Source organism: Microbispora corallina, assembly GCF_016863035.1.
In the GTDB taxonomy this organism is placed as follows: Bacteria; Actinomycetota; Actinomycetes; order Streptosporangiales; family Streptosporangiaceae; genus Microbispora; species Microbispora corallina.
Genome location: NZ_BOOC01000002.1, coordinates 341672 through 363568 on the forward strand (window position 1 = coordinate 341672; position 21897 = coordinate 363568).

A 21897-nucleotide genomic window follows, 5' to 3' on the forward strand; every position below is an offset into this window, starting at 1 on the left:
CGCGCGCGCCGGGCCGTCTATTCCTCGTGGTCGTTGAAGAGCCGCTGCCGCGCGGACAGCAGCTCGATCTCGGGATGGTAGGCCACCATACGCTCGCACGCGTCGAGCACCTCGTCGCAGTTGGCGGCGGAGCCGGACACGACGGCGACGCCGATCTCGGCGCGGCGGTGGAGGTCGTGGTGGCCGGTCTCGGCCACGGCGACACCGGGGAACCGCCGCTGCAACTCGGCGATGAGCGGACGGACCACGGAGCGCTTCTGCTTCAGCGACCGGACGTCGCCGAGCAGGATGTCCAGGGTAAGGGCACCGACGTACATGGGTGACTCGCCGCCGGCCGCCGTCCCCCGTCAGGACGGGGGACGGCGGCGCTGCGTCTCAGACGCGCGGCTTCTCCTGCATCTCGAACGTCTCGATGACGTCCTCGAGCTTGATGTCGTTGTAGCCGACCCCGATACCGCACTCGAAGCCCTCGCGGACCTCGGTCGCGTCGTCCTTGAACCGGCGAAGCGACACGACGGTGAGGTTGTCGGCCACCACGACACCGTCGCGGATGAGCCTGGCCTTGCTGTTGCGGGTGATCGTGCCCGAGCGGACCATGGCGCCGGCGACGTTGCCGATCCGCGGGACCTTGAAGACCTCGCGGACCTCGGCCGTGCCGGTCCTGACCTCCTCGAACTCCGGCTTGAGCATGCCCTTGAGGGCCGCCTCGATCTCCTCGATCGCCTGGTAGATGACCGAGTAGTACCGGATGTCCACGCCCTCGCGCTCGGCCAGGTCGCGGGCCCGGACCTCGGGCCGCACGTTGAAGCCGATGATCACCGCGTTGTCGTCGGCGATCGCCAGGTTGACGTCGTACTCCGTGATGGCGCCGACGGCGCGGTGCAGCACGCGGAGCTTGACCTCGTCCCCGACGTCGATCTTGAGCAGGGCGTCCTCCAGGGCCTCGACGGAACCGGAGACGTCACCCTTGATGATGAGCTTGAGCTCGTCGACCTGGCCCTTCTCGAGGTCCTTGAACAGCTCCTCGAGAGTGCGCCGGCGGCCGGACTTCGCCATGTCGGCGATCCGCTGCCGGGCGGCCCGCTGCTGGGCGATCTGACGCGCCATCCGGTCGTCGGTGACGACGATGAAGTTGTCACCGGCGCGCGGGACGGCGGTCAGGCCGAGCACCAGGACCGGACGCGACGGGTCGGCCTCCTCGACCGTCTCGCCGTTGTCGTCCAGCATCGCCCGGACGCGGCCGAAGGCCTCGCCACAGACGATCGAGTCGCCGACCCGCAGGGTGCCGCGCTGCACGAGCACGGTCGCCACGGGGCCGCGGCCCTTGTCCAGGTGCGCCTCGATCGCGATGCCCTGGGCGTCCATCTCGGGGTTGGCCCGCAGGTCCAGCTCGGCGTCCGCGGTCAGCAGGATGGCCTCGAGCAGGTTGTCGATGCCGGTGCCCTGCTTGGCGGAGATGTCCACGAACAGCGTGGAGCCGCCGAACTCCTCGGCCACCAGGCCGTACTCGGTGAGCTGGGCCCTGACCTTGGTCGGGTCCGCGCCCTCCTTGTCGATCTTGTTGACCGCCACGACGACCGGCACGTTGGCCGCGTGCGCGTGGTTGAGCGCCTCGATCGTCTGCGGCTTCACGCCGTCGTCGGCCGCGACCACCAGCACCGCGATGTCGGTCGCCTGCGCGCCTCGGGCACGCATGGCGGTGAACGCCTCGTGACCGGGGGTGTCGATGAAGGTGATCTTCCGGGGCTCGCCCTCGTGCGTCGTCGCCACCTGGTAGGCGCCGATGTGCTGGGTGATGCCGCCGGCCTCGCGGGCCACCACGTTGGTGTGGCGGATCGCGTCGAGCAGCTTCGTCTTACCGTGGTCGACGTGGCCCATGACGGTCACGACCGGCGGGCGCGGCGCGAGGTCGGCCTCGTCGCCCTCGTCCTCACCGAACTCGATCTTGAAGGACTCGAGGAGCTCGCGGTCCTCCTCCTCCGGGCTGACGACCTGGACGACGTAGTCCAGCTCGGCGCCGAGGAGCTGCAGCGTCTCCTCGTTGACCGACTGCGTCGCGGTCACCATCTCGCCGAGGTGCAGCATGATCTGCACGAGCGAGGCCGGGTTCGCGCCGATGCGGTCGGCGAAGTCCGACAGGGAGGCCCCACGGGGAAGGCGGATCGTCTGCCCGCCGCCGCGCGGAACCTGCACGCCGCCGATCGACGGCGCCTGCATGTTGTCGAACTCCTGGCGCCTCTGCCGCTTCGACTTGCGCCCGCGGGTCGGACGGCCGCCGGGACGGCCGAAGGCGCCCGCCGTGCCGCCGCCGCGGCCACGACCGCCGCCGCCACCGGGACGGCCGGCGAAGCCGCCGCCACCGCCACCGCCGCCCGGGCCACCGCCCGGACCGCCGGGACGACCGGCGCCCGCCGTGCCGGGACGCGGACCGCCGAAGCCGGCGCCGCCCGGACGGCCACCGCCGCCACCGGGACGACCGCCGCCACCGGGGCCGGGACGGCCGCCGCCGCCACCACCGGGACGCGGGCCGCCGGCGCCCGGACCGGACGGACGGCCCTGGGGCATCATCATCGGGTTCGGACGCGGGCCTCCGGGGCGCGGACCGCCGGCGCCGGGACCGGGGCGGGGACCGCCCATGCCCGGACCGGGACGCGGGCCGCCGGCGGAACCCGGACGGGGACCCGCCGCGCCCGGAGCGCCGCCACGGGCGGACGGCGGACGCGGCATGCCTCCGTCGCGGGCGCCGTCACGACGCGACTCGCGCGGAGCGCCGTCGCGGTCGGGCCGGTCGCCGCGGTCGGGACGGCCGCCGTCGCGACCGCCGGGACGCGGGGGCCGCTGGCCCATGCCGCTGGCGGTCGAGGAGAACGGGTTGTTGCCCGGACGCGGGCCACGGGGACCCGGCTTCGGGGCGCCCGGACGCGGAGCACCGCCGCCGGCCGGGCCGGCCGGGGCGCCGGGAGCGCCACCGGGGCGCGCGGCCGGAGCGGGCCGGGGGCCGGGCTTGGGCGCGGATGCGCCCGGCCGCGGGCCCGCGGCCGCCGGGCGCGGTGCCTCGGAGCGCGGTGCCTCGGAGCGCGGTGCCTCGGAACGCGGTGCCTCGGAGCGCGGCGCCTGCGGACGCGTGGCGTCGGAACGCGCCGCGTCCGGCTGGGGCACCGGCGGGTGAGGCATGGGAACCGGACGCGGAGCGGGCCGCGGCCCGGGCTTCGGGCCCGGCCTGGCCGCCGCGTCGGCGGACGGGGAAACGGGCGCCTGCGGGACGCCGCCGTTGGCCTGGCTCTCGGCCGGCCTCGGCGCGGGCCGCGGCTGCGCCGGACGGGCGGGCTTGCCCCCGCCCCTGGAGGCGTCACCCTTGAACGCCTCAGTGAGTTTACGGACGACCGGCGCCTCTATCGTCGAGGACGCCGACCTCACGAACTCGCCCATCTCGGTGAGCTTGGCCATCACGACCTTGCTCTCGACTCCGAACTCCTTGGCGAGCTCGTATACCCGGACCTTCGCCACTGCACTCCCTAACTCGGCCCGGGAGGCTCGCAGTGCCGCCGGACCGTCGCTACCTGTACGTACTCATCGCCGCGTGCTCATCAGGCGCTCATAGCAATCTGACTCCGCCCATCAACTCGGCGTCCTACATGACAGTTTCTTCGTACCCGGCCCCAGGGCCGATCCAGGGGCCAGCGGTAACCATTCACCCGGACTGACCCGCAGTCAACCCCTCGAGGTGAACCCGCAGCACACTCACGTCCAGCGCCCCCTCCGCGCGGAACGCGCGGGGGAACGCCCGGCGGCGTTCGGCGAGCTCCAGACAGCGCAGGGACGGATGCAGTGACGCACCACGCCCCGGCAACCGTCCGTGCGGGTCGGGGACGATCACGCCCTCGACCACGACCAGGCGGAGCAACTCGGACTTTACCGTGCGAACCCGGCAGCCCACGCATGTTCTCTGCGGGACTGCCCGGCAACCATATTCCAGCTTACCTTGCCGACGCATCAGCGGGATCAGCCGGTGCCTCCTGAATGTCCGGCCGGATGTCGATCCGCCAGCCGGTCAGCCGGGCGGCGAGGCGGGCGTTCTGCCCCTCCTTGCCGATCGCCAGGGAAAGCTGGTAGTCGGGCACGGTCACCCGGGCCACGCGGCCATCGGCATCGATGACCTCGACTCGGGAAACACGGGCCGGCGACAGGGCATTCCCGACGAACTCGGCCGCATCGTCCGACCAGTCGATGATGTCGATCTTCTCGCCGTGCAGCTCGGTCATCACGTTGCGGACCCGCGACCCCATGGGGCCGATGCAGGCGCCCTTGGCGTTCACCCCGGGTTTGCGCGACCGTACGGCGATCTTCGTCCGATGGCCGGCCTCGCGGGCGATGGCCGCGATCTCCACGGTCCCGTCGGCGATCTCCGGCACCTCGAGCGCGAAGAGCTTCTTGACCAGGTTGGGGTGGGTGCGCGACAGCGTCACGGAGGGGCCCTTCGGGCCCTTCTTCACCTGCACGACATAGCAGCGGATGCGCTCCCCGTGGGTGTACTCCTCGCCGGGGACCTGCTCGTTGTGCGGGAGGATCGCCTCGATCTTGCCCAGGTCGACCAGCACCACCCGCGGGTCCTTGCCCTGCTGGATGATGCCGGCCACGAGCTCGCCCTCGCGGCTGGCGAACTCGCCGAAGTTGATCTCGTCCTCTGCGTCCCGGAGCTGCTGCAGGATCACCTGCTTGGCCGTCGTCGCGGCGATCCGGCTGAAGTTGCCCGGGGTGTCGTCGTACTCCCGGGCGACCTCGCCGTTCTCGTCGAGCTCGGCCGCCCAGATGGTCACATGGCCAGAGACGCGGTCCAGCTCCGCGCGCGCCTTCTGCGCCGCGCCCTCCGTGCGGAAGTACGCGATCAGCAGCGCGTCCTCGATCGCCTTGACGACCAGGTCGAAGGAGATGTCCTTCTCCCGCTCCAGGCTGCGCAGGACGCTCATGTCAATGTCCACAAGGCTCCCCCCTAGCCCTCGTCGTCAACGTCGTCGATGTCCTCGAGGTCATCGACGTCCTCATCAGGACCATCGTCGAGCCCCGCGCCCGGCCGGTTGAACTCGACCTGCACGCGGCCGCGCGCCAGGTCGCCGTACGGGACGCGGCGCTCGCCGTCCAGCTCCACGCCGGAGTCGTCGGCGCCGGTCACCCGGCCCTCGACCGCCGTGCCGTCGCGCAGCTCCGCCTTGACGAGCCGGCCGTGGGCGCGCCGCCAGTGGCGCGGCTCCGTGAGCGGCCGGTCCACTCCGGGGGAGGTGACCTCCAGCACGTAGGGGTTGCCGCCGAGCACGTCGGCCTCGTCGAGCCGCTTGGACACCGACTGGCTCACGTCGGCCACGTCGTCCAGGCTCACGCCGCCGTCGCGGTCGACCACCACCCGCACCAGCCTGCGGCGGCCCGCGGGCGTGATCGTCACGTCCTCCAGGTCGAGCCCCTCGGCGGCGACCACCGGGCCGAGAAGCTCCACAAGGCGGCCGTGTCGAGCGTCGCTGCCCATGCCGACCTCCGTTTGCCGTGTACCTCGCCCGATGTGGCCCCGATGTGGCACAGCCTATCGACACCGGGGTGTGGAAATAGCGCCACACCCGAGCGGCGACCCGACACGAGCACGACCATCACCACGAAGCGGTGAGTACTGGGCGGCGCGCCGTACGATGCTATGTCGTGAAGCAGACCGGCGGGGTGCGGGTGACGAGGCGTGCCCTCCTGGGCACGGCCGCGGCGGCCGGGCTGGCCGCCTCCGGGTGCTCGTCCCGCCCGGCGCCCCCGCCCCCGCCCGCGCGGCCCGACCCGCAGGCGGTCCTGCTGGCGTCGCTGATCAGGGGCAAGGAGCAGCTGGTCGCGCTCTACCAGCGGGCCGAGCTCGCCGGGGGCGCGGCGGCCAGGCTTGAGCCCTTCCGGCAGCGGCACCTCGCCCACCTGACCGCCCTGCGCACGATGCTGCCTCACTCGGCCGCCCCGTCCCCGCGCGCCTCGTCTGCGCCCGCGGCGACGCCGGCCTCCCCCGGCGCGTCCGCGACGGCCTCGCCGGGCAGCTCGCCGGACGCCGTCCCGGTCGCCGCGCTCAGGGACGCGGAACGGCGGGCGGCCGCCGGGCGGGCCGCCCAGATGGCCGGCGCCTCCCCCGCGCTCGCCCAGCTCCTTGCCAGCATCGGGGCCTGCGAGGCCGTCCACGTGATCGCTCTGGGGAGGCTGCGTGACTGAGGCCGCGACGGGCACGGCCACCGGCGGCGCGACGCCGTCACCTTCCGGCTCTCCCGGCGTGCCCGCGGCCGCCGCCCCCGCGACCGCCGCGCTCGCCCGGGCCCTGTCGGCCGAGCACGCCGCCGTGTACGCGTACGGCGTCATCGGCGGGAAGACGTCGGGCGGGCTGCGCGGCCGGGCCACCTCCGCGTTCGACGCGCACCGCGCCCGCCGCGACCAGCTCAGGACGCTCATCGCCGGGCGCGGCGGAACTCCGTCGGAGGCGGGGCCGGCCTACCGGCTCCCGTTCGAGGTGCGGACGGCGGCGGACGCCGTGCGGCTGGCCGTGCTCGTGGAGGAGCGGCTGACGACGGCCTACCTGGAGCTCGCCGCCGACCCCGACCCCGCGCTGCGGCGGATCGCCGCGCTGGCCGCGCAGGAGTGCGCGACCCGCGCGTACGGCTGGCAGCCGGTCGTCGCGGCCTTCCCGGGCATGCCCGGCCGGGACGCGTCCGCCTCTCCTCCGGCGACGACGAGCCCCGCCACCGCCCAGGCGCCCTCGCAGTCGCCCGGACAGTGACGCGATGATCCCGTAGGACCCGCCCGGCTCAGGCCCCGCAGGCCGCCAGCACGCGCTCCACGGCCTCGTCGAGCGGGATCTCCTCCTTGGTCCCGGCGGCCCGGTCGCGCAGCTCCACGACGCCCTGGGACACGCCGCGGCCGACGATCAGGATCGTGGGCACGCCCAGCAGCTCGGCGTCCTTGAACTTCACGCCCGGCGACACCTGGGGACGGTCGTCGACGAGCACCCGGAGCCCCCGGGCCTCCAGCGTCTCGGCCAGCCCGCTGGCGACCTCGACCTGGTTCTCCTTGCCGGTGCCGACGATGTGGACGTCGGCCGGCGCCACCTCGCGCGGCCACACCAGGCCCAGCCCGTCGTGCAGCTGCTCGGCCAGCACGGCGACGGCCCGGGAGACGCCCACGCCGTACGAGCCCATGGTGATGCGGATCGGCTTGCCGTCGGGGCCGAGCGCGTCGAGCTGCGCGGCGTCGGCGTACTTGCGGCCCAGCTGGAAGATGTGGCCGATCTCGATGCCCCGGTCGATGGACAGGGCGTGGCCGCAGCGGGGGCAGTCGTCCCCGGGCCGCACCTCGGCGGCCTCGATCGTGCCGTCGGGCTGGAAGTCCCGCCCGGCCACCACGTGCGCCGCGTGCTTGCCGGGCTCGTTGGCGCCGGTCACCCAGGACGATCCCGCGACCACCCGGGGGTCGACCAGGTAGTCGATGCCGAGCTCCTTGAGCACCTGAGGGCCGATGTAGCCGCGCACGAGGCCGGGGTGCCGGGCGAAGTCCTCCGCCTCGAAGATCTCCGGGACGCCGGGCGACAGGGACGCCTCCAGGCGCTTGAAGTCCACCTCGCGGTCGCCGGGCACGCCCACGACCAGGGTCCGCACCTCGTCGGAGCCCGGCGTCCGGACCTTCACGACGATGTTCTTCAGCGTGTCGGCCGCGGTGATCCCCAGGCCGTAGTGCTCGTTGACGTGCGCGACGAGCGAGTCGATCGTCGGCGTGTCGGGGGTGTCGAGCACCTCGAGAGGGGGCTGCCCGGCCGTGACGGCGGGCGGCGCGGGCGTGACGACGGCCTCGGCGTTGGCCGCGTAGCCGCAGTTGCGGCAGGCCACGAACGTGTCCTCGCCGGTGTCGCAGGGGGCGAGGAACTCCTCGGACGCCGACCCGCCCATGGCGCCCGACATGGCGAAGCAGATCTTGTAGTCGATGCCGAGACGGTCGAAGATCCGGATGTAGGCGTCCCGGTGCAACTCGTAGGAGCGCTTGAGGCCGTCGTCGTCGAGGTCGAAGGAGTAGGAGTCCTTCATGACGAACTCGCGGCCCCGCAGGATGCCCGCCCGGGGGCGCGCCTCGTCGCGGTACTTCGTCTGGATCTGGTAGAGGGTCACCGGGTAGTCCTTGTAGGAGGAGTACTCCCCCTTGACCATGTCGGTGAACATCTCCTCGTGGGTCGGCCCGAGGAGGTAGTCGGCGCCCTTGCGGTCCTTGAGGCGGAACAGGGTGTCGCCGTACTCGGTCCAGCGGCCGGTGGACTCGTAGAAGTCGCGGGGCAGCAGGGCGGGGAACAGCACCTCCTGGGCGCCGATCCGGTCCATCTCCTCCCGGACGACCCGGGCCACGTTCTCCAGGACGATCTTGCCGAGCGGCAGCCAGGAGTAGATGCCGGGCGCGACGCGGCGGACGTATCCGGCGCGGACGAGCAGCTTGTGGCTCGGCACTTCCGCGTCCGCCGGATCCTCACGCAGCGTGCGCAGGAACAGGGTGGACATACGCAGCAGCACGGCTACTCCTTGCTCGTGAGAGGTCTCGCCGGGGTCTCCCCTGACGCCGGCGCCGGGTCCTGCGCGGATCCCTGCGCGGCTTCCTCGGGAGACGACGTCGGAGACGACGTGAAGAGGACGTGCCTCAAGGTTATCGACTCCCGGCGGCGCACCGCCTCTTCGTTACCGTGCCGCGACTGCGCGCCGCGACGCTGTGCCACGGGAGGGGGCCGCGGGACAGGGCCGCCGGACGGGGCGAAGGCGGAGGCGCTCAGCCGCCGAGCAGTTCCTCCCAGTGCTGCCGCGGGGCGGACCGGCCGGCTCCACTCACCGCGCGGGCGCCGCCGCCCGCGCCGTCCAGCGCCGCCGACAGCCGCCACAGCCCCGGGCGGGCGCGCAGGCGCTCCATCCCCAGTGGGTCGATGGCCCGTAAGACGAAGCTGACGCCCATGACGTCCAGGGCCGCCGTCGTGACCGTGGCGGGCCCGGCCGGCACCGCGAGCGCGGACTGGTCCGGCTCGCCCACCCGGTCCGCCAGCAGCGCCGCGACCTCCGAGGCGTACGGCCCGTCGCGCCACTCCACATGCCAGGAGTGGTCGGCGCCCCGCCACCAGGCGAGGTCGCGGCACGCCTCCAGCATCTCCGCCTCGCAGGCGAGCGCGGCCATGACCCGGCCGAGCGCCTCATATCTCCGGGCGTTGGGCGCGCGCACGCCGTCACCGTCCGCGGCGGGCTCGGCCCGCCCCCCGTGGGTTCCCCTCATGTCTGGGAGGGTCCCACCGTCGCGCCGTCTCGTCCTCGGGTTTCCCCGTCTTTTAGCCCCAGAGCCCACGGGCATCACTTTGATCGTGCGGCTCATCACCCGCAACCCCCGCATACCGGACGACGCGGCGGGGCCACGCGGCGGCCCTGCTGGCAGTCGGAGGGCCTTTGATAAAGAATCGCGAATGTGGCCGCTGCGCGGCCAGGGTGACGGAGGCCAAGGTGACACTGCGCGTCGCGATCGTCGGCTCGGGCCCGGCCGGGATCTACACGGCCGAGGCGCTCATCAAGCAGTCCGCCGCGCCTGTCGAGGTGGACGTGCTGGAGCGGCTGCCCACGCCGTACGGCCTGGTCCGGTACGGCGTGGCCCCCGACCACACGTCGATCAAGTCGATCGCGGGCTACCTCCGGCGGGTCCTGGAGTCGCCCGGCGTGCGGTTCCTCGGCGGGGTCGAGATGGGCCCCGACTTCTCCGCCGCCGACCTGCTGTCCTGCTACGACGCGGTGGTCTACTGCACGGGCGCGATGGTGGACCGGCACCTCGGCGTCCCCGGGGAGGACCTGCCGGGCAGCGTCGCCGCCACCGACTTCGTCAACTGGTACTGCGGGCATCCCGACGTGCCGCCGGATCGGTTCTCCCTGGACGCCGAGGAGGTCGTCGTCATCGGCGTCGGCAACGTCGCGGTCGACGTCGTGCGGATCATGGCGAAGACGGCCGACGAGCTGCGCGCGACCGACGTGCCGGAGGAGGTGCTCGAACGGCTGGCGGCCTCCCGGGTCAAGCGCGTCCACATGGTCGGCCGCAGGGGCGCCGAGCACGCCAAGTTCACGCTCAAGGAGCTGCGCGAGCTGGGCGACCTGCTCAACGCCGACGTGCTGACGTTCCCCGACGAGGTCAAGGTCGAGGACCTGGCCGCGCTGTCGCGGCAGGCCAGGGGCAACGTCGACGTGCTGCAATCGTGGGCGTCGCGGGTGCCGGCCGACCGGCCGCGGCGGCTGGAGGTCCGCTTCTGGCTGCGCCCGGTCGAGATCATGGGCGTCTCCCGCGTCGAGGGCGTGCGGATGGAGCGGACCCGCCTGGAGGACGGGCGGGTCGTGGGGACCGGGGAGTTCGAGACCATCCCGGCCGACATGGTGATGCGCTCGGTGGGCTACCAGAGCGTCGCCCTCCCCGGGGTGCCGTTCGACGAGCGGTCGATGACGGTGCCGAACGCGGCGGGGCGGGTAACCGACCGGCAGTACGTCGCGGGCTGGCTCAAACGCGGACCGACGGGCGTGATCGGCACCAACAAGTCGGACGCCGCGGAGACCGTGCGCACCCTGCTGGCCGAGGCGCGGCCCGGCGTGGCGACGGCGAGGTTCGACGACCTGCTGCGCGCCCGTGGCATCAGCCCCGTGACGTACGAGGACTGGCTGGCGATCGAGGCCGCGGAGGGCGCGCTCGCGGGCAGTCTCGGGCGCGGGGAGCGGGTGAAGCTCGTGGGGACCACGGCCATGCTCACCGCCTGCGGGCGCGGCGGCCGGCCGTCGTAGAGCGCCGACCGGAGCGGTCGGCGGGTCAGTTCCAGTGGGCCGGGCGGTGGTAGACGGCGCCGTCGCGGCCGTGCACGAGCGGCGGAAGCTGGGCGCGGCGGATGACGGCCTCGCCGACGGGGAACCACGCGTCGCTCGCGCGGCGCAGGGCGTCCGACCGTCTCCCGGGCGGGAAGACCGTGATCACCCGGGTCTTCGCGCCGCGCCGGGCGTCGACCCCGCGGACGGCCTCGACGGCGGCGCACAGGTCGGAGTCCGCGGACATCAGCAGGACGACGTCCACCGCGCCGAGCGCCACGTCCGCCACGATCGCGCTGGCCAGAGCGGCGTCGGACTGCTTCTCCTCGTAGCTGCGCCGGGACGTGCCGCACAGCCGGCAGCGGTCCCGTCTCTCCTGGAAACGGCCGAGCACGATGTCCACGCCGAGGGTTTCGAGGGCCGCCTGGTAGGTCTGCTGACGCGCGAGCGCGGCCGGCTCGCCCCTGACGGGCGCGGTGAAGTAGCGGACGGCGCAGAGCTCCTGGCCGGGCTTCAACAGGCGGCGGGCGAGTGCGGACAGATCCAGCCAGAGGTAGCGGCGGCCGGCGAGGGAGCGCAGGCCGTAGTAAAGGTTGAACCCGTCCACGTAGACGCCGACACGCTCGGGTTCGGGAACCGGGTTGTCGCGCACCGGCATCACGTCCTAACATCGAGTCACCGCGCCAGGGGCTACGTCCCCCGGCTCTACGGCCCCCGCACGGGGGCCGTTTCTTTTCGCTCACCCGTTCGAACCAACGATAGCCAACGGAACGTCAGTTCGCAGGCACGTTCCGTGATGTGCTTTTCGCGGTGAGTGGTGGATTCTGCGAGGATCGTCCACATGGAGACGACGCTGACGGGCCTGGACGGGCTGCTCGACGGATTCGCGGAGACCCACCGGGAGCAGCAGGAGCGCTTCCCGGCGCCGGAGCCGGCCTGGCAGCCGGTGCACACGGTCTACGTCCCCGCCGACCGGGTGACGTCGGCGGTCGTCGGCGAGTGGCGGCACGAGGCCACCGAGCTCCTCCACCGCCTGTACTTCACGCCGGCGGAGCTTGCCGCGGCCTTCGGCCTCGATCCCCTGCTGGCGGCCCCCGTGCACGACCGGGTCCGCAGGAAGCTCGGGGTCGAGCCCATCGAGGACCTGCGGATCGACTTCGAGGACGGGTACGGCGCCCGTCCCTCGGAGGAGGAGGACCGGCACGCCGAGAGCGCGGCGGCCGCGGTGGCCGCCATGCACGCGGACGGCACGCTGCCCCGGCGGTGGGGGCTGCGCGTCAAGTCGTTCGCCGACGGGGACCCGCGCCGGTCGATCCGCACGCTCGACGGGTTCCTCACCGAGGTCATGCGGCGGTCCGGCGGGCTGCCCGCGGGCTTCGTCGTGACCTTCCCCAAGGTGCTCATGGAGGACTACCTGCGGCAGTTCGCCCGGTGCCTGGAGGCGCTGGAGTCCACGCTGCGCCTCGACGCGGGCACGCTCCGGTTCGAGATGCAGGTGGAGGCGCCGCAGACCGTGCTGATGCTGCAGCGGTCGCCGGACCTCGTCGCGTCGCTCGGGGGGCGGCTGGCCGCGGCGCACTTCGGCGTGTTCGACTACACGGCCTCCCTCGGGCTGCCGCCGGGCGAGCAGCGGCTCGACCACCCCGCCTGCGACCACGCGCGGCACGTGATGCAGACCGCCCTGGCGGGAACGGGGGTGGAGCTGTCGGACGGCTCACTGGCCGCCGCCCCGGCGTCGGAGTCGGCCGACGACGTGCAGGCGCTGCTCCAGCGGCACTCGCAGACCGTCTCCCACTCGCTGTCCAACGGCTTCTACCAGGGCTGGGACATGCACCCGTCGCATCTGGTCAGCCGCTTCACCACCGTGTACGCCTTCCACCTGGAGTGCTACGAGCGGTACCTCGAGCGGGTGCGCGCCTGGGAGGAGCGGCGGGCGGCGTCCGGCGGCCTGCTCGACGAGCCGGCCACGGTCAAGACGCTGATCGCGGCCATCGCCCGGGCCGACCGCGCGCTCTGCTGACGGGTCCGGAACGCGCCGACCGCGCGCTCCGCCGGCCGGTCCGGGAACGACACGGAGCCGCCGGCGTACGAGCGCCGGGTCCGCCGTGCGCTCCGCCGGCCGGTCAGCCCTGGTCGACGACGCGGCGCCAGCGGCGCACGAGCGCGGAGTCGACCGGCCGGCTCCACGAGCCCCGGACCGCGCTTCCGACGTGGAAGGCCTTGATGCCGTAGTCGAGCAGCACCGGGACGTGCTCCTCCTTCAGGCCGCCTCCGGCGAGCACCAGGGGGCCGTCCCCCGCCTCGCTCCGCGTCCGTAACACCCCGAGCCCGGCGCCCACGCCCTGCGGGGAGCCGGAGGTGAGCACGGTGGCGAGGTTCGGCAGGAGCCGCACGGCCCGCCAGGCCGCCTGGACGTCCGCGGCGTGGTCAACGGCGCGGTGGAACGTCCACGGGAGTGGGGCGACGGCGTGGATCAGCGCGTCGGTCGCCTCCCGGTCCACCGTCCCGTCGGCCGTCAGGAACCCGAAGACGAACCCGGCCGCGCCGGCCTCGGCCAGCTCCTTGACGTCCCTGCGGAGCCGGTCCAGCTCCTCCGGCGTCACGGTGAACCCGGCGTTGCACCGGAGCATGACCATCTGCGGCAGCGCGCACTCCTCCGAGATCGCCGCGACCAGGTCGGCCGAGGGGGTGAGCCCGCCCGCGCCCATGTCGGACACCACCTCGAGGCGGTCGGCCCCACCCTCCTCGGCGGCCGCGGCATCGCGCACGTCAAGCGCGATCACTTCAAGGAGAGATCCGGTCATGAGGTGAACAGTATCGGGTGGCTTTGTTACGCCGTACGGCATCCACCCTGTTCAGGCTGGGATCAACTCCTTGTCGGAAATCGTGTCAGAAGCGCGCCTCGGCCGCCTGGCGCGGGACGCGGACGTGCGCGCGGGCGGCGACCGGTCGCCGCTCCAGGAGCGTTCCCGAGGCGCGCCGCTCGAAGAGCGCGCCGGAGGCCCGGTGCGGGAGGTCGACGGTGCGGACGTGCCGGAACCCCGCGTCCCGGTAGTACGCCTGCAGGCGCCGGTTGTCCTTGGAGCAGTCCAGGCGCAGCCAGTGCCGCCCCTCGGCGTCGGCCCGCAGCCCGGCCCAGTCGAGCAGCGCCTCGCCGAGGCCCTGGCCCGAGTGCGCCCGGCTCACGGCGAGCTTGTGGACGTAGAGCGCGTCGCCGGGACGGTCGGCGGGCGTCCAGAACTCGGGGTCGGCGTGGCCGTCGAGCGCCACGGTCGCCGCGGGGAGGCCGCCCCGGCCGTCGTCCAGCAGGTACAGGACCCCCTCCCGGATCAGCGGCTCGATGCGCTCCGCGGGGAAGCCGTCCGCCGGCCACTGCCGTACGCCCTGGGCGTCCAGCCAGTGGGCCGTGTCGGCGAGCAGGGCGAGGACGGCGGGCAGGTCGTCCGGGACGGCGCTGCGCAGCGTGAGCTCGGCGAGGAGGTTCAGGGTGGTCGCGGGCATGCTTGGTCCTTTCGGTGCTGACGGCGTTCGGGCGATCGCGAAGAGTGACGACGCGAAGGCGCGCGGCCCCGCGTCGCGGACGGACTCAAGATCGCCTCAGGGCGCCCGGGGGCGGCGGGGCGAGGGAGGGCGGCGGGGTCGCGCCGGGCCGTCCCGCCGGCGCACGCGCGGCCGGGACGGCGGACGGTCGGGGGTCGGCGCGCGGGCGGCGGGCGGCCCCGGACCACCCCGGGGAGGGGAGGGCGGCCGGAGGCGTCCCCTCAGCGGCGAGGGCGCCCGGGCCTCGTCAATGACGGTCCAGCTCGTATCGGATCAGGTGTTTGTCGGCGGGGAGCACCGACACGGCGACGCGCACGGGCGTGTCCTCCGTGTCGTAGCCGACCCGGACGTAGACGACGACGGGCGTGCCGGGTTCCAGCTGGAGCCGCGCCGACTCATCCGAGGTCGGCATACGTGCCGAGATATCGTCGACAACCCTGACCTGGGGGTGTCCGAGCTCCTCCAGTACGCGGTTGGCGCCGCGCGTGATATCCCCCGGCCTGCCGATCTCCGAGTCCGCGACCAGGTCGAGCGGGAAGTAGGAGTCCAGCGTGTTGTACGGCTGGCCGTCCACGAACCGCAGGCGGCGGCGTACGACGGCGAGCGCCCCGTCGGCGAGGGCGAGCCGGGTGGCCACGTCCTCGGGGGGCTCCACGATGGACACCTCGATGCGCTGGTCGGCCGTCCGGCCCTCGGCCGTGACGGCGTGCACGAACGAGTCGAAGCGCGGCTCGCCCTGGTCCAGCGGCAGGAACTCGTCCTGGGGGCGCATGAGGAGAGGGCGCCTCTCGCGCACGAACGTCCCGCGCCGGCGCATCCGCAGGATGAGACCTTCGTTCTCGAGCTCACCGAGGGCCAGCCGCACGGTGTTGCGGCTGACGCCATGGGCCTCCATGAGGTCGGTCTCGGTCGGAATCTGGTCGCCTGGCGCGAGTTCGCCCGTGTAGATGGCCCTGCGTACCTCGGCGGCCACCTGCTGGTAGAGCGACGATCGTGCCATCTTTCCTCAATCCACCCTTTTGTTCCAACAAATCTAGAGGATCTCGGTCTTTCAAGAAACAACCCCTTGACCGGAGCGCATCCGGCCGCGCATTATCCAAACGTTGGTACAAATCCATCCAATGGGGGTGGGGCAGGGTGCTAGCGGTTCGTGCGGGTACGCCGTACTTGCCCTGGCGCGACCCCGGCGAGGCGACGCGACTGCTGCGTTACGCGTTGCATCGGCAGGGGTTCACCCACACCTACCAGAGCAACGGGAACGGCATGTCAGTGCTGTCGGTATCCACCGACCTGACCGTCTGGTGCAAGAACGGGTCATTCGTGTGGCATGAGGGGGACGTGGTCGTGACCCACCCCTCGGACGACCCCGACGGCGCGACACGCCTGATCATGCGTCATTACAGGACGCCGGAGCGGCCGTCCGAGGAGGAGGACGACGGCTCCCCGCTGACTCCGCGCGATTGAACGAGGTCTCGACCCCAACCCTCGCCGGGGTCGAGGTCTCGCGCCGGGGCGGTACGCGTCCTGGCGGGTCCCCCACGCCCGCCAGGACGCGTTGCCGTGACCGGGCCCGGGAGTCCATTCGCCCCGATGGGGAATGCACGTACCCGAAGTCGCCTTGAAACTTATTTGGAGGCCCTGTGCCGTCCGGGCACGGTTCCGGGCGGCGGCCGGCGGCGACGGAGGAGGCCCGCGCATGAGCACCCATGTGGCCCGCAGGCTCGGCCATGACGGGGCCCGGACGCTGTCGACCGTGCACCCCCAGCACTTCCGGGCCGTCCTCGGCCGGTTCGCCACCGGCGTCGTGGCGATCACCGCGATCGACCCCGGCACGGGAGAGCCGTGCGGCCTGGCGGCCAACTCCTTCGCCTCGGTGAGCCTCGACCCGCCGCTCGTCTCGTTCTGCGTCGCCCACACCAGCACGACCTGGCCGCGCCTGCGCACGGCCCGTGGCCTGTGCGTGAACGTGCTCGCCGACCACCAGCACCAGGTCTGCGCCCGCCTCGCCTCCAGCGGCGGCGACAAGTTCGCGGGCCTGACGTGGACCCTCTCCCCCGGCGGCGGCCCGGTCATCGACGGGTCGCTCGCCTGGATCGACTGCACCGTCGAGGCCGAGCACGTCGCGGGCGACCACGTGATCGTCGTCGCGCGGGTCCACGGCCTCGACCGCCACGAGGACGGCGGCCCGCTGGTCTTCTTCCGCGGCGGGTACGGCACCTTCCAGCCCTAGGTCGCCTCTGACGGGAACCGAACCCGCGCCGCGGTCCGGGACACGGGAACCGACCGGTCGGTATGCTGCGGCCATGACTCTGTTCTCGGTGGAAGGCAAGACGGTCGTCGTCACGGGCGGCTCGCGCGGGATCGGCAAGATGATCGCCCGCGGGTTCCTCGACGCCGGCGCGACCGTCTACATCTCCTCGCGGAAGAAGGACGAGCTGGAGGCCACGGCCGCCGAGCTCGGCTGCCCGGCCGTCCAGGCCGACCTGTCGACCCCCGACGGCGTCGAGGCGCTGGCGGAGGCCGTGTCCTCCCGGGAGGACCGGCTCGACGTGCTCGTCAACAACGCGGGCGCGAGCTGGGGGGCGCCGCTGGAGGAGTATCCGGAGCACGCCTTCGACAAGCTCTGGAACATCAACGTCAAGGGCGTGTTCTTCCTGACCCGGCGCCTCCTGCCGCTGCTGCGCGCCGCCGCGTCGCCCGAGGACCCGGCCCGGGTGATCAACATCGGATCCATCGACGGGATCCGGGTGCCGTTCATGGAGAACTACGCCTATTCGGCGGCCAAGGCGGGCGTCCACATGCTGACCCGGCACCTGGCCCACCAGCTCGCCGGCGAGTCGATCACGGTGAACGCCATCGCGCCCGGGCCGTTCGAGTCGAAGATGATGGCGTTCGCGCTGGACGACCCGCAGATGCGCGGCGCGATCGAGAGCAACGTGCCGCTGGGCCGCATCGGCCGGCCCGACGACATGGCCGGCGCCGCGATCTTCCTCGCCTCGCGCGCCGGGTCCTATCTCACGGGCGCGGTCATCCCGGTGGACGGCGGCCTGTCCACCCACGGCTGACCGCCGTCCCTACACTGCCTGCATGGTTCAGGTCGCGGTGTGCGGGCCGGGCGAGTGCTCCCCGGAGGAGGCTGAGGCCGCCCGCGCCGTGGGCGGCCTGCTGGCCCGGGCCGGGGCGGTCGTCGTGTGCGGCGGGTACGGCGGGGTCATGGCCGCGGCCGCCGCGGGCGCCCGGGAGGCCGGGGGCACGGTGGTCGGCGTCCTGTCCGGGCGCGACCGGGCGGGCGCGAGCCCCGACCTCACCGTCGCCCTCCCGACCGGGATGGGCGAGGCCCGCAACGCGGTGATCGTGCGGGCCGCCGACGCGGTGATCGTGGTCGGCGGCTCGTGGGGGACGCTGTCGGAGCTGGCCCTCGCCATGCGGGGCGGCACCCCCGTCGTCACCCTGGGCGGCTGGCGGGTCGTCGACGCGTCCGGGGCGCCGGTGCCCGGCCCGGTGGCTGCCGCCGGGCCAGCCGACGCCGTGCGGCTGGCCCTGCGCGGGCGCTAGAGCAGGTCGGCCAGGGCCCGGGCGAACAGGTCGGGGGCGGCCAGCTCGTACCCGAGGAACAGGTACGGCTCGGTCGCCTCCAGCTCCATCAGCACCGGCTCCCCGTCGGGCATGCGCACCACGTCGACCCGGGCGTACAGCAGCGGCCGCCCCACCTGCGCGAGCACCCGCTCGGCCAGCGCGAACTGGTCGTCGTCGGGGTCGCGCAGCGTCGCGCGGTTGTCGACGGTGATCTCGACCTCGGTCAGCATGGGGTGCCGCCGGACGGCGTGGCTGAACTCGCCCCCGAAGTAGAGCATCGACAGCTCGCCCTCGTGCTCCACGGCCTCCATGTACGGCTGGACCATCACGGCCCGGCCCTCGCCGAGCAGCCGGTCGGCGTGGGCGCGGGCGGCGGCCCGGTCGGCGGTGCGGACGGTGTCCCGCGCTCCCGCGGAGACCGTCGGCTTGACGACGAACTCGGCCCAGCCGGGCAGCTCGTCCCCCGGGCGCGCCCAGTGGGTCGGCACGGTCGGCACACCGATGTCACGCAAGTACGACTTGTCGGTGTTCCACTCCAGCACCGAGGCGGGGTTGAACAGCCGGGTGGCCGACTCGACGCGATGCGCCCAGGCGACGAACTCGTCGCGCCGCTCGACGTAGTCCCACACCGAGCGGACCACGGCGGCGTCGAACTGCGACCAGTCGACCCGCGGGTCGTCCCACACCACCGCGGTGCCCTCGATGCCGGCTCCCAGCCAGGCGGCGAGCGCGGACTCCCGCTCGTCGTCGAAGCGGGCGACGGGGTGGGCGGTGGTGACGTAGGCGACGTTCACTCGTGCTCCCGGCTCGGTGTCATCAGCGTCCAATGGTACGGACGTGTCACCGCTGCCCTGTCACCCCGCCTGGGGCGGGCGGGGATCAGAGCGCGCGCAGGCCGGTCAGCACCTCAGCCGCCGCCTGGCCGCACACCCGTGCCGCGCCGTGCGTGGCGATGTGCACCGCCCCCAGGTCCGTACGGCCGGGCAGGCCCATCTCCACGACGATCCCGTCGGGCCGGGCGGCCAGCATCCGCTCCAGCGTGTCCATCTGCCAGGGGTGCCGGTGGGCGTCCCGGACGACGATCACCAGGGGCCGGTCGGCCGCGCCGCCGAGGGCCGCGTCGGGGAGGCCGTCGTGGACGTCCGGCTCGCTGAGCCGGGTGACCGTGGTGCCGGGCAGCAGCTTGCTCAGCGGCTCGCCGGCGCCCCACGGCATGCCCTTGTCGATCGCGAGGTTGGTCTCGGGGGCGAGCTCGACCACGTGCGGGGCGGCGGCCAGCGGGAGCACGCCGTCCACCGGCCCGCGGCGGGTGACCCGTACGGCCCGGCGGGCCGCGACCAGGCCGATGCGGTCGGGCTGGGCGGCGAGGGATGCCTCGGCGTGCCAGGTGGCCAGCGCCCGCACCCGCTCGGCGGCGTCGGCCAGCCGCTCCTCGGTCAGGCGGCCCTCGGCGACGGCGTCCGCGACCGCGTCCCTGATCAGGTCGAGGGTGGCCTCGTCGGCGTTCTGGCCGCCCACGCAGACGGAGTCGGCGCCGGCCGCCAGGGCGAGCGCGCTCGCGCCGCCGATGCCGTACTGACCGGCGACGGCCGCCATCTCGATGCCGTCGGTGACGATCATGCCCTCGAAGCCGAGCTCCTCCCTGAGCAGGCCGGTGAGGACGCGGGGGCTCAGCGTCGCGGGAAGCTCGTCGTCGTACGAGGTGACGAGCAGGTGGCCGGTCATGATCGAGCGCACGCCCTCGGCGATGGCGGCACGGAACGGCCACAGCTCGACCTCGGCCAGCTCCTCGCGGCCGGCCGGCACCCGCGGCACCCCGTGGTGGGAGTCCACGGCCGTGTCGCCGTGCCCGGGGAAGTGCTTGGCGCAGGCGGCGACGCCGGTGGACTGCAGACCGCGGATCCACGCCGCGGTGTGCCGGGCGACCAGGCGGGGGTCGGCGCCGAACGACCGCAGGCCGATGACCGGGTTGTCGGGGTTGGAGTTGACGTCGGCGGCGGGGGCGAAGTCGAGGTTCACCCCCGCGGCCCGCAGGTCGCGACCGATGTCCCGGGCCACCTGCTCGGTCAGGTCCTCGTCGTCGACGATCCCGAGGGCGTAGTTCCCGGGGCGGGAGCTGCCCGTGCGGGCCTCCAGCCGGGTCACCTCGCCCGCCTCCTCGTCGATGCCGACGAGGATGTCGGGGTTCTCGGCGCGCAGGGCCGCGGTCAGGTCGGCGAGCTGGGCCGGGGTGTCGACGTTGCGGGAGAACAGCACCACCCCCGCCAGCCCGTCGGCGATCCGGCGCCGCACCCAGTCGGGCGGCGCCGTCCCCACGAAACCGGGCAGGAGGACCGTGTCGGCGAGCCGCAGCAGCTCGGGGCTCCGCTTCATGCTGTGGCGGAGCGGTCGGGAAGATCAGGGCAGCGCTCAGGCATGCCCGAAATCTAATAGGAAAGTTTCCTATTCGCTAGTGGGGCTGGCCTGGGTTTTCACAGATCGATGCGCTGCAGCTTGTTCTCCTTCACCTGGAAGCTGGCGATCGTGGTCACCGGGGCGCCCGGGCGGTCGACGAAGGCGACCCCCCGGTAGTCGGCCTGGAAGGAGTCCATGCTCGCCGTGCACGAGACGTATCCGCGGTGGCTGTCGAAGAAGGCGAGGTGAGGGTTGGCGGCCAGGATCGCGCTCCCGTCGGTGGCCGGCGGCATGCTGGTGACCGCCGTGCCCACGAACTCCACGCCGAGCGCCTTCGAGGCCGGGTCGTCCCAGTCGGCCCGCAGGTCGCCGGCCCAGTAGTTGTGCACGTCGCCGCTGACCACCACGAGGCCGTCCGGCGCGTGCGCCAGGATCCGGGCGCGGGAGTCGGGGAAGCCGTCCCAGGCGTCGGTGCTGGGCGGCTCCAGCGGGAACGTGCGCTGGGCGAAGAACACCGCCTGGGCGAGCACCTTCCACCGCGCCGTCGCGCCGGTGAGGCGGGCGACCAGCCAGCGCTCCTGCTCCGCGCCGAGCATGTCACGCCCCTCGCGGTACTGCCGCGCGTCCGCGACGACGAACTCGGCCACCCGGCCGTACGGGCGCCAGCGGTAGTTCTGCAGGCTCGGCCCGGAGGGGCGCACCCGCAGCGGCATGTGCTCGTAGTACGCCTTGAAGGCGGCGGCCCTGCGCTTGAGGAACGCGGCCGGGCTGCTGCCGTCGCCGGGCAGCGAGCCGGCCCAGTTGTCCCGCACCTCGTGGTCGTCGGGGAGCGCGATCCAGGGCGCGGCGGCGTGCGCGGCCTGGAGGTCGGCGTCCATCTTGTAGCGGGCGTAGCGGTTGCGGTAGGCGCCCAGCGTCGTGCACTCGGCCTCCGACTCCAGCGGGCGGACGTACCGGCCGGGCCCGGGGTTCTTCGGCTTGCCGTACTCGTAGATGTAGTCGCCGAGGTGCAGGATCACGTCCGGCCGTTCGCCGGCGAGGTGCCGCAGCGCGGTGAAGTAGCCGTGCTCGTAGCGCTGGCAGGAGACGAAGCCGAACCGGACGGGGGCGGTCGAGGCGCCGGCGGGGGCGGTCCTCGTGCGGCCGGTCGGGCTGACGTGGTCGTCGAGCGTGAACCGGTAGAAGTAGTCGGCGCCGGCCGCGAGGCCGGCGACCCGGACGTGGACGCTGTGCGCCCAGTCGGGCTGCGCGGAGGCCGCGCCCGACTGGACGACGCGGGTGAACGCCTCGTCCTCGGCGACCTCCCACCTGACGGTCATCGCCCTGCTGGGCATGCCGCCGGGCCGGGTCGGGTGCAGGGGCTCGGGGGCCAGGCGGGTCCACAGGATCACGCCGTCGGGTAACGGTTCTCCCGAAGCCACCCCCAAGGTGAACGGATAGCCCAATTTCGCCATAGGTTCGATCCTGCCCTACGGGCCGGGCCCGTGGCGGCGGTTGCGGGAAGGCGGGGGGCGTGAACAAGCTCTTGCTTGACAGCCAT

At 73.4% G+C, this 21897-nt stretch carries 22 protein-coding genes; 8 read left to right on the forward strand and 14 right to left on the reverse strand.

The annotated features are described in order from the left end of the window. Positions 1–17: 17 nt before the first annotated feature. The 5 genes from Mco01_RS03765 to rimP all read right to left on the reverse strand — a co-directional run bounded on the left by Mco01_RS03765 (position 18) and on the right by rimP (position 5518). Positions 18–317 (reverse strand): DUF503 domain-containing protein, encoded by a 300-nt coding sequence (locus Mco01_RS03765; protein ID WP_204055464.1) that lies wholly within the window; start codon positions 315–317, stop codon positions 18–20. A gap of 58 nt (positions 318–375) precedes the next feature. After that, a complete protein-coding gene (gene infB, locus Mco01_RS03770) occupies positions 376–3507 on the reverse strand; it encodes a translation initiation factor IF-2 (RefSeq protein ID WP_204055465.1) in 3132 nt (1043 codons plus the stop codon). A gap of 184 nt (positions 3508–3691) precedes the next feature. Further along, positions 3692–3994: a YlxR family protein gene (locus Mco01_RS03775; protein ID WP_084369573.1), complete on the reverse strand. Its 303-nt coding sequence runs from the start codon at positions 3992–3994 to the stop codon at positions 3692–3694. Continuing rightward, entirely contained in the window at positions 3978–4967 is a 990-nt protein-coding gene (nusA, locus tag Mco01_RS03780; protein WP_204055466.1) for a transcription termination factor NusA, read from the reverse strand. Before nusA ends, Mco01_RS03775 begins: the two co-directional genes overlap by 17 nt. Positions 4968–4990: 23 nt before the next feature. After that, entirely contained in the window at positions 4991–5518 is a 528-nt protein-coding gene (gene rimP / locus Mco01_RS03785) for a ribosome maturation factor RimP (RefSeq protein WP_204055467.1), read from the reverse strand. 167 nt (positions 5519–5685) lie between these two features. Here rimP and Mco01_RS03790 point away from each other — a divergent pair, with 167 nt between their 5' ends. Together Mco01_RS03790 and Mco01_RS03795 are read left to right on the forward strand one after the other, a co-directional pair. Continuing rightward, positions 5686–6225 carry a hypothetical protein gene (locus Mco01_RS03790; protein WP_204055468.1) on the forward strand — a complete coding sequence of 180 codons (540 nt, stop codon included), beginning with the start codon at positions 5686–5688 and terminating at the stop codon, positions 6223–6225. Continuing rightward, positions 6218–6784 (forward strand): ferritin-like domain-containing protein, encoded by a 567-nt coding sequence (locus Mco01_RS03795; protein ID WP_239103311.1) that lies wholly within the window; start codon positions 6218–6220, stop codon positions 6782–6784. The genes Mco01_RS03790 and Mco01_RS03795 overlap by 8 nt, the downstream gene beginning before the upstream one ends. Positions 6785–6812: 28 nt before the next feature. Here the strand turns inward: Mco01_RS03795 and Mco01_RS03800 are convergent, their stop codons facing one another. Further along, complete coding sequence (locus Mco01_RS03800; protein ID WP_204055469.1) at positions 6813–8555, reverse strand: proline--tRNA ligase; 1743 nt, start codon at positions 8553–8555, stop codon at positions 6813–6815. A gap of 250 nt (positions 8556–8805) precedes the next feature. Next, positions 8806–9297: a hypothetical protein gene (locus tag Mco01_RS03805; RefSeq protein ID WP_239103312.1), complete on the reverse strand. Its 492-nt coding sequence runs from the start codon at positions 9295–9297 to the stop codon at positions 8806–8808. Positions 9298–9518: 221 nt separating this feature from the next. Between Mco01_RS03805 and Mco01_RS03810 the strand changes: the two genes are divergently transcribed. Further along, on the forward strand, positions 9519–10829 hold the full coding sequence (locus Mco01_RS03810; protein WP_239103313.1) for an FAD-dependent oxidoreductase: 1311 nt from the start codon (positions 9519–9521) through the stop codon (positions 10827–10829). A gap of 25 nt (positions 10830–10854) precedes the next feature. Here Mco01_RS03810 and Mco01_RS03815 read toward each other — a convergent pair whose 3' ends face one another. After that, a complete protein-coding gene (locus tag Mco01_RS03815; RefSeq protein ID WP_204055470.1) occupies positions 10855–11505 on the reverse strand; it encodes an NYN domain-containing protein in 651 nt (216 codons plus the stop codon). A gap of 183 nt (positions 11506–11688) precedes the next feature. On the opposite strand from Mco01_RS03815, the gene Mco01_RS03820 reads away from it, so the two are divergent. Then, on the forward strand, positions 11689–12867 hold the full coding sequence (locus tag Mco01_RS03820) for a DUF6986 family protein (RefSeq protein ID WP_204055471.1): 1179 nt from the start codon (positions 11689–11691) through the stop codon (positions 12865–12867). Positions 12868–12970: 103 nt separating this feature from the next. On the opposite strand, the gene Mco01_RS03825 is transcribed toward Mco01_RS03820, so the two are convergent. The 3 genes from Mco01_RS03825 to Mco01_RS03835 all read right to left on the reverse strand — a co-directional run bounded on the left by Mco01_RS03825 (position 12971) and on the right by Mco01_RS03835 (position 15387). After that, complete coding sequence (locus Mco01_RS03825) at positions 12971–13651, reverse strand: copper homeostasis protein CutC (RefSeq protein WP_036322499.1); 681 nt, start codon at positions 13649–13651, stop codon at positions 12971–12973. An 85-nt stretch (positions 13652–13736) separates the two neighbouring features. After that, positions 13737–14348, reverse strand: coding sequence for a GNAT family N-acetyltransferase (locus Mco01_RS03830; protein ID WP_204055472.1), 612 nt, complete (start codon positions 14346–14348; stop codon positions 13737–13739). Positions 14349–14634: 286 nt separating this feature from the next. Then, on the reverse strand, positions 14635–15387 hold the full coding sequence (locus tag Mco01_RS03835; RefSeq protein ID WP_204055473.1) for a GntR family transcriptional regulator: 753 nt from the start codon (positions 15385–15387) through the stop codon (positions 14635–14637). A 167-nt stretch (positions 15388–15554) separates the two neighbouring features. Between Mco01_RS03835 and Mco01_RS03840 the strand changes: the two genes are divergently transcribed. The 4 genes from Mco01_RS03840 (at position 15555) to Mco01_RS03855 (ending at position 17942) form a co-directional block, all read left to right on the forward strand. Beyond that, a complete protein-coding gene (locus Mco01_RS03840) occupies positions 15555–15851 on the forward strand; it encodes a hypothetical protein (RefSeq protein ID WP_204055474.1) in 297 nt (98 codons plus the stop codon). Between the two features lie 232 nt (positions 15852–16083). Then, entirely contained in the window at positions 16084–16617 is a 534-nt protein-coding gene (locus Mco01_RS03845; RefSeq protein ID WP_204055475.1) for a flavin reductase family protein, read from the forward strand. Positions 16618–16690: 73 nt separating this feature from the next. Beyond that, a complete protein-coding gene (locus Mco01_RS03850; protein ID WP_204055476.1) occupies positions 16691–17452 on the forward strand; it encodes an SDR family oxidoreductase in 762 nt (253 codons plus the stop codon). Between the two features lie 22 nt (positions 17453–17474). Further along, positions 17475–17942, forward strand: a complete 468-nt coding sequence (locus Mco01_RS03855) for a TIGR00725 family protein (protein ID WP_204055477.1) — start codon at positions 17475–17477, stop codon at positions 17940–17942. Here Mco01_RS03855 and Mco01_RS03860 read toward each other — a convergent pair. The 3 genes from Mco01_RS03860 to Mco01_RS03870 form a co-directional block, all read right to left on the reverse strand. After that, positions 17939–18757 (reverse strand): ATP-grasp domain-containing protein, encoded by an 819-nt coding sequence (locus tag Mco01_RS03860; RefSeq protein ID WP_204055478.1) that lies wholly within the window; start codon positions 18755–18757, stop codon positions 17939–17941. The genes Mco01_RS03855 and Mco01_RS03860 overlap by 4 nt on opposite strands. A gap of 85 nt (positions 18758–18842) precedes the next feature. After that, on the reverse strand, positions 18843–20336 hold the full coding sequence (locus Mco01_RS03865) for a glycoside hydrolase family 3 protein (RefSeq protein WP_204055479.1): 1494 nt from the start codon (positions 20334–20336) through the stop codon (positions 18843–18845). Between the two features lie 98 nt (positions 20337–20434). Continuing rightward, a complete protein-coding gene (locus Mco01_RS03870; protein ID WP_275410460.1) occupies positions 20435–21811 on the reverse strand; it encodes an alkaline phosphatase D family protein in 1377 nt (458 codons plus the stop codon). Positions 21812–21897 lie beyond the last annotated feature (86 nt).

What these genes read in the sequence shown, in the direction of transcription:
- Mco01_RS03765 (WP_204055464.1), bottom strand. Translation starts at nt 317, where the DNA reads ATGTACGTCGGTGCCCTTACCCTGGACATCCTGCTCGGCGACGTCCGG.
- Mco01_RS03775 (WP_084369573.1), bottom strand. Translation starts at nt 3,994, where the DNA reads ATGCGTCGGCAAGGTAAGCTGGAATATGGTTGCCGGGCAGTCCCGCAG.
- nusA (WP_204055466.1), bottom strand. Translation starts at nt 4,967, where the DNA reads ATGAGCGTCCTGCGCAGCCTGGAGCGGGAGAAGGACATCTCCTTCGAC.
- rimP (WP_204055467.1), bottom strand. Translation starts at nt 5,518, where the DNA reads ATGGGCAGCGACGCTCGACACGGCCGCCTTGTGGAGCTTCTCGGCCCG.
- Mco01_RS03805 (WP_239103312.1), bottom strand. Translation starts at nt 9,297, where the DNA reads ATGAGGGGAACCCACGGGGGGCGGGCCGAGCCCGCCGCGGACGGTGAC.
- Mco01_RS03815 (WP_204055470.1), bottom strand. Translation starts at nt 11,505, where the DNA reads ATGCCGGTGCGCGACAACCCGGTTCCCGAACCCGAGCGTGTCGGCGTC.
- Mco01_RS03820 (WP_204055471.1), top strand. Translation starts at nt 11,689, where the DNA reads ATGGAGACGACGCTGACGGGCCTGGACGGGCTGCTCGACGGATTCGCG.
- Mco01_RS03825 (WP_036322499.1), bottom strand. Translation starts at nt 13,651, where the DNA reads ATGACCGGATCTCTCCTTGAAGTGATCGCGCTTGACGTGCGCGATGCC.
- Mco01_RS03830 (WP_204055472.1), bottom strand. Translation starts at nt 14,348, where the DNA reads ATGCCCGCGACCACCCTGAACCTCCTCGCCGAGCTCACGCTGCGCAGC.
- Mco01_RS03835 (WP_204055473.1), bottom strand. Translation starts at nt 15,387, where the DNA reads ATGGCACGATCGTCGCTCTACCAGCAGGTGGCCGCCGAGGTACGCAGG.
- Mco01_RS03845 (WP_204055475.1), top strand. Translation starts at nt 16,084, where the DNA reads ATGAGCACCCATGTGGCCCGCAGGCTCGGCCATGACGGGGCCCGGACG.
- Mco01_RS03850 (WP_204055476.1), top strand. Translation starts at nt 16,691, where the DNA reads ATGACTCTGTTCTCGGTGGAAGGCAAGACGGTCGTCGTCACGGGCGGC.
- Mco01_RS03855 (WP_204055477.1), top strand. Translation starts at nt 17,475, where the DNA reads ATGGTTCAGGTCGCGGTGTGCGGGCCGGGCGAGTGCTCCCCGGAGGAG.
- Mco01_RS03865 (WP_204055479.1), bottom strand. Translation starts at nt 20,336, where the DNA reads ATGAAGCGGAGCCCCGAGCTGCTGCGGCTCGCCGACACGGTCCTCCTG.
- Mco01_RS03870 (WP_275410460.1), bottom strand. Translation starts at nt 21,811, where the DNA reads ATGGCGAAATTGGGCTATCCGTTCACCTTGGGGGTGGCTTCGGGAGAA.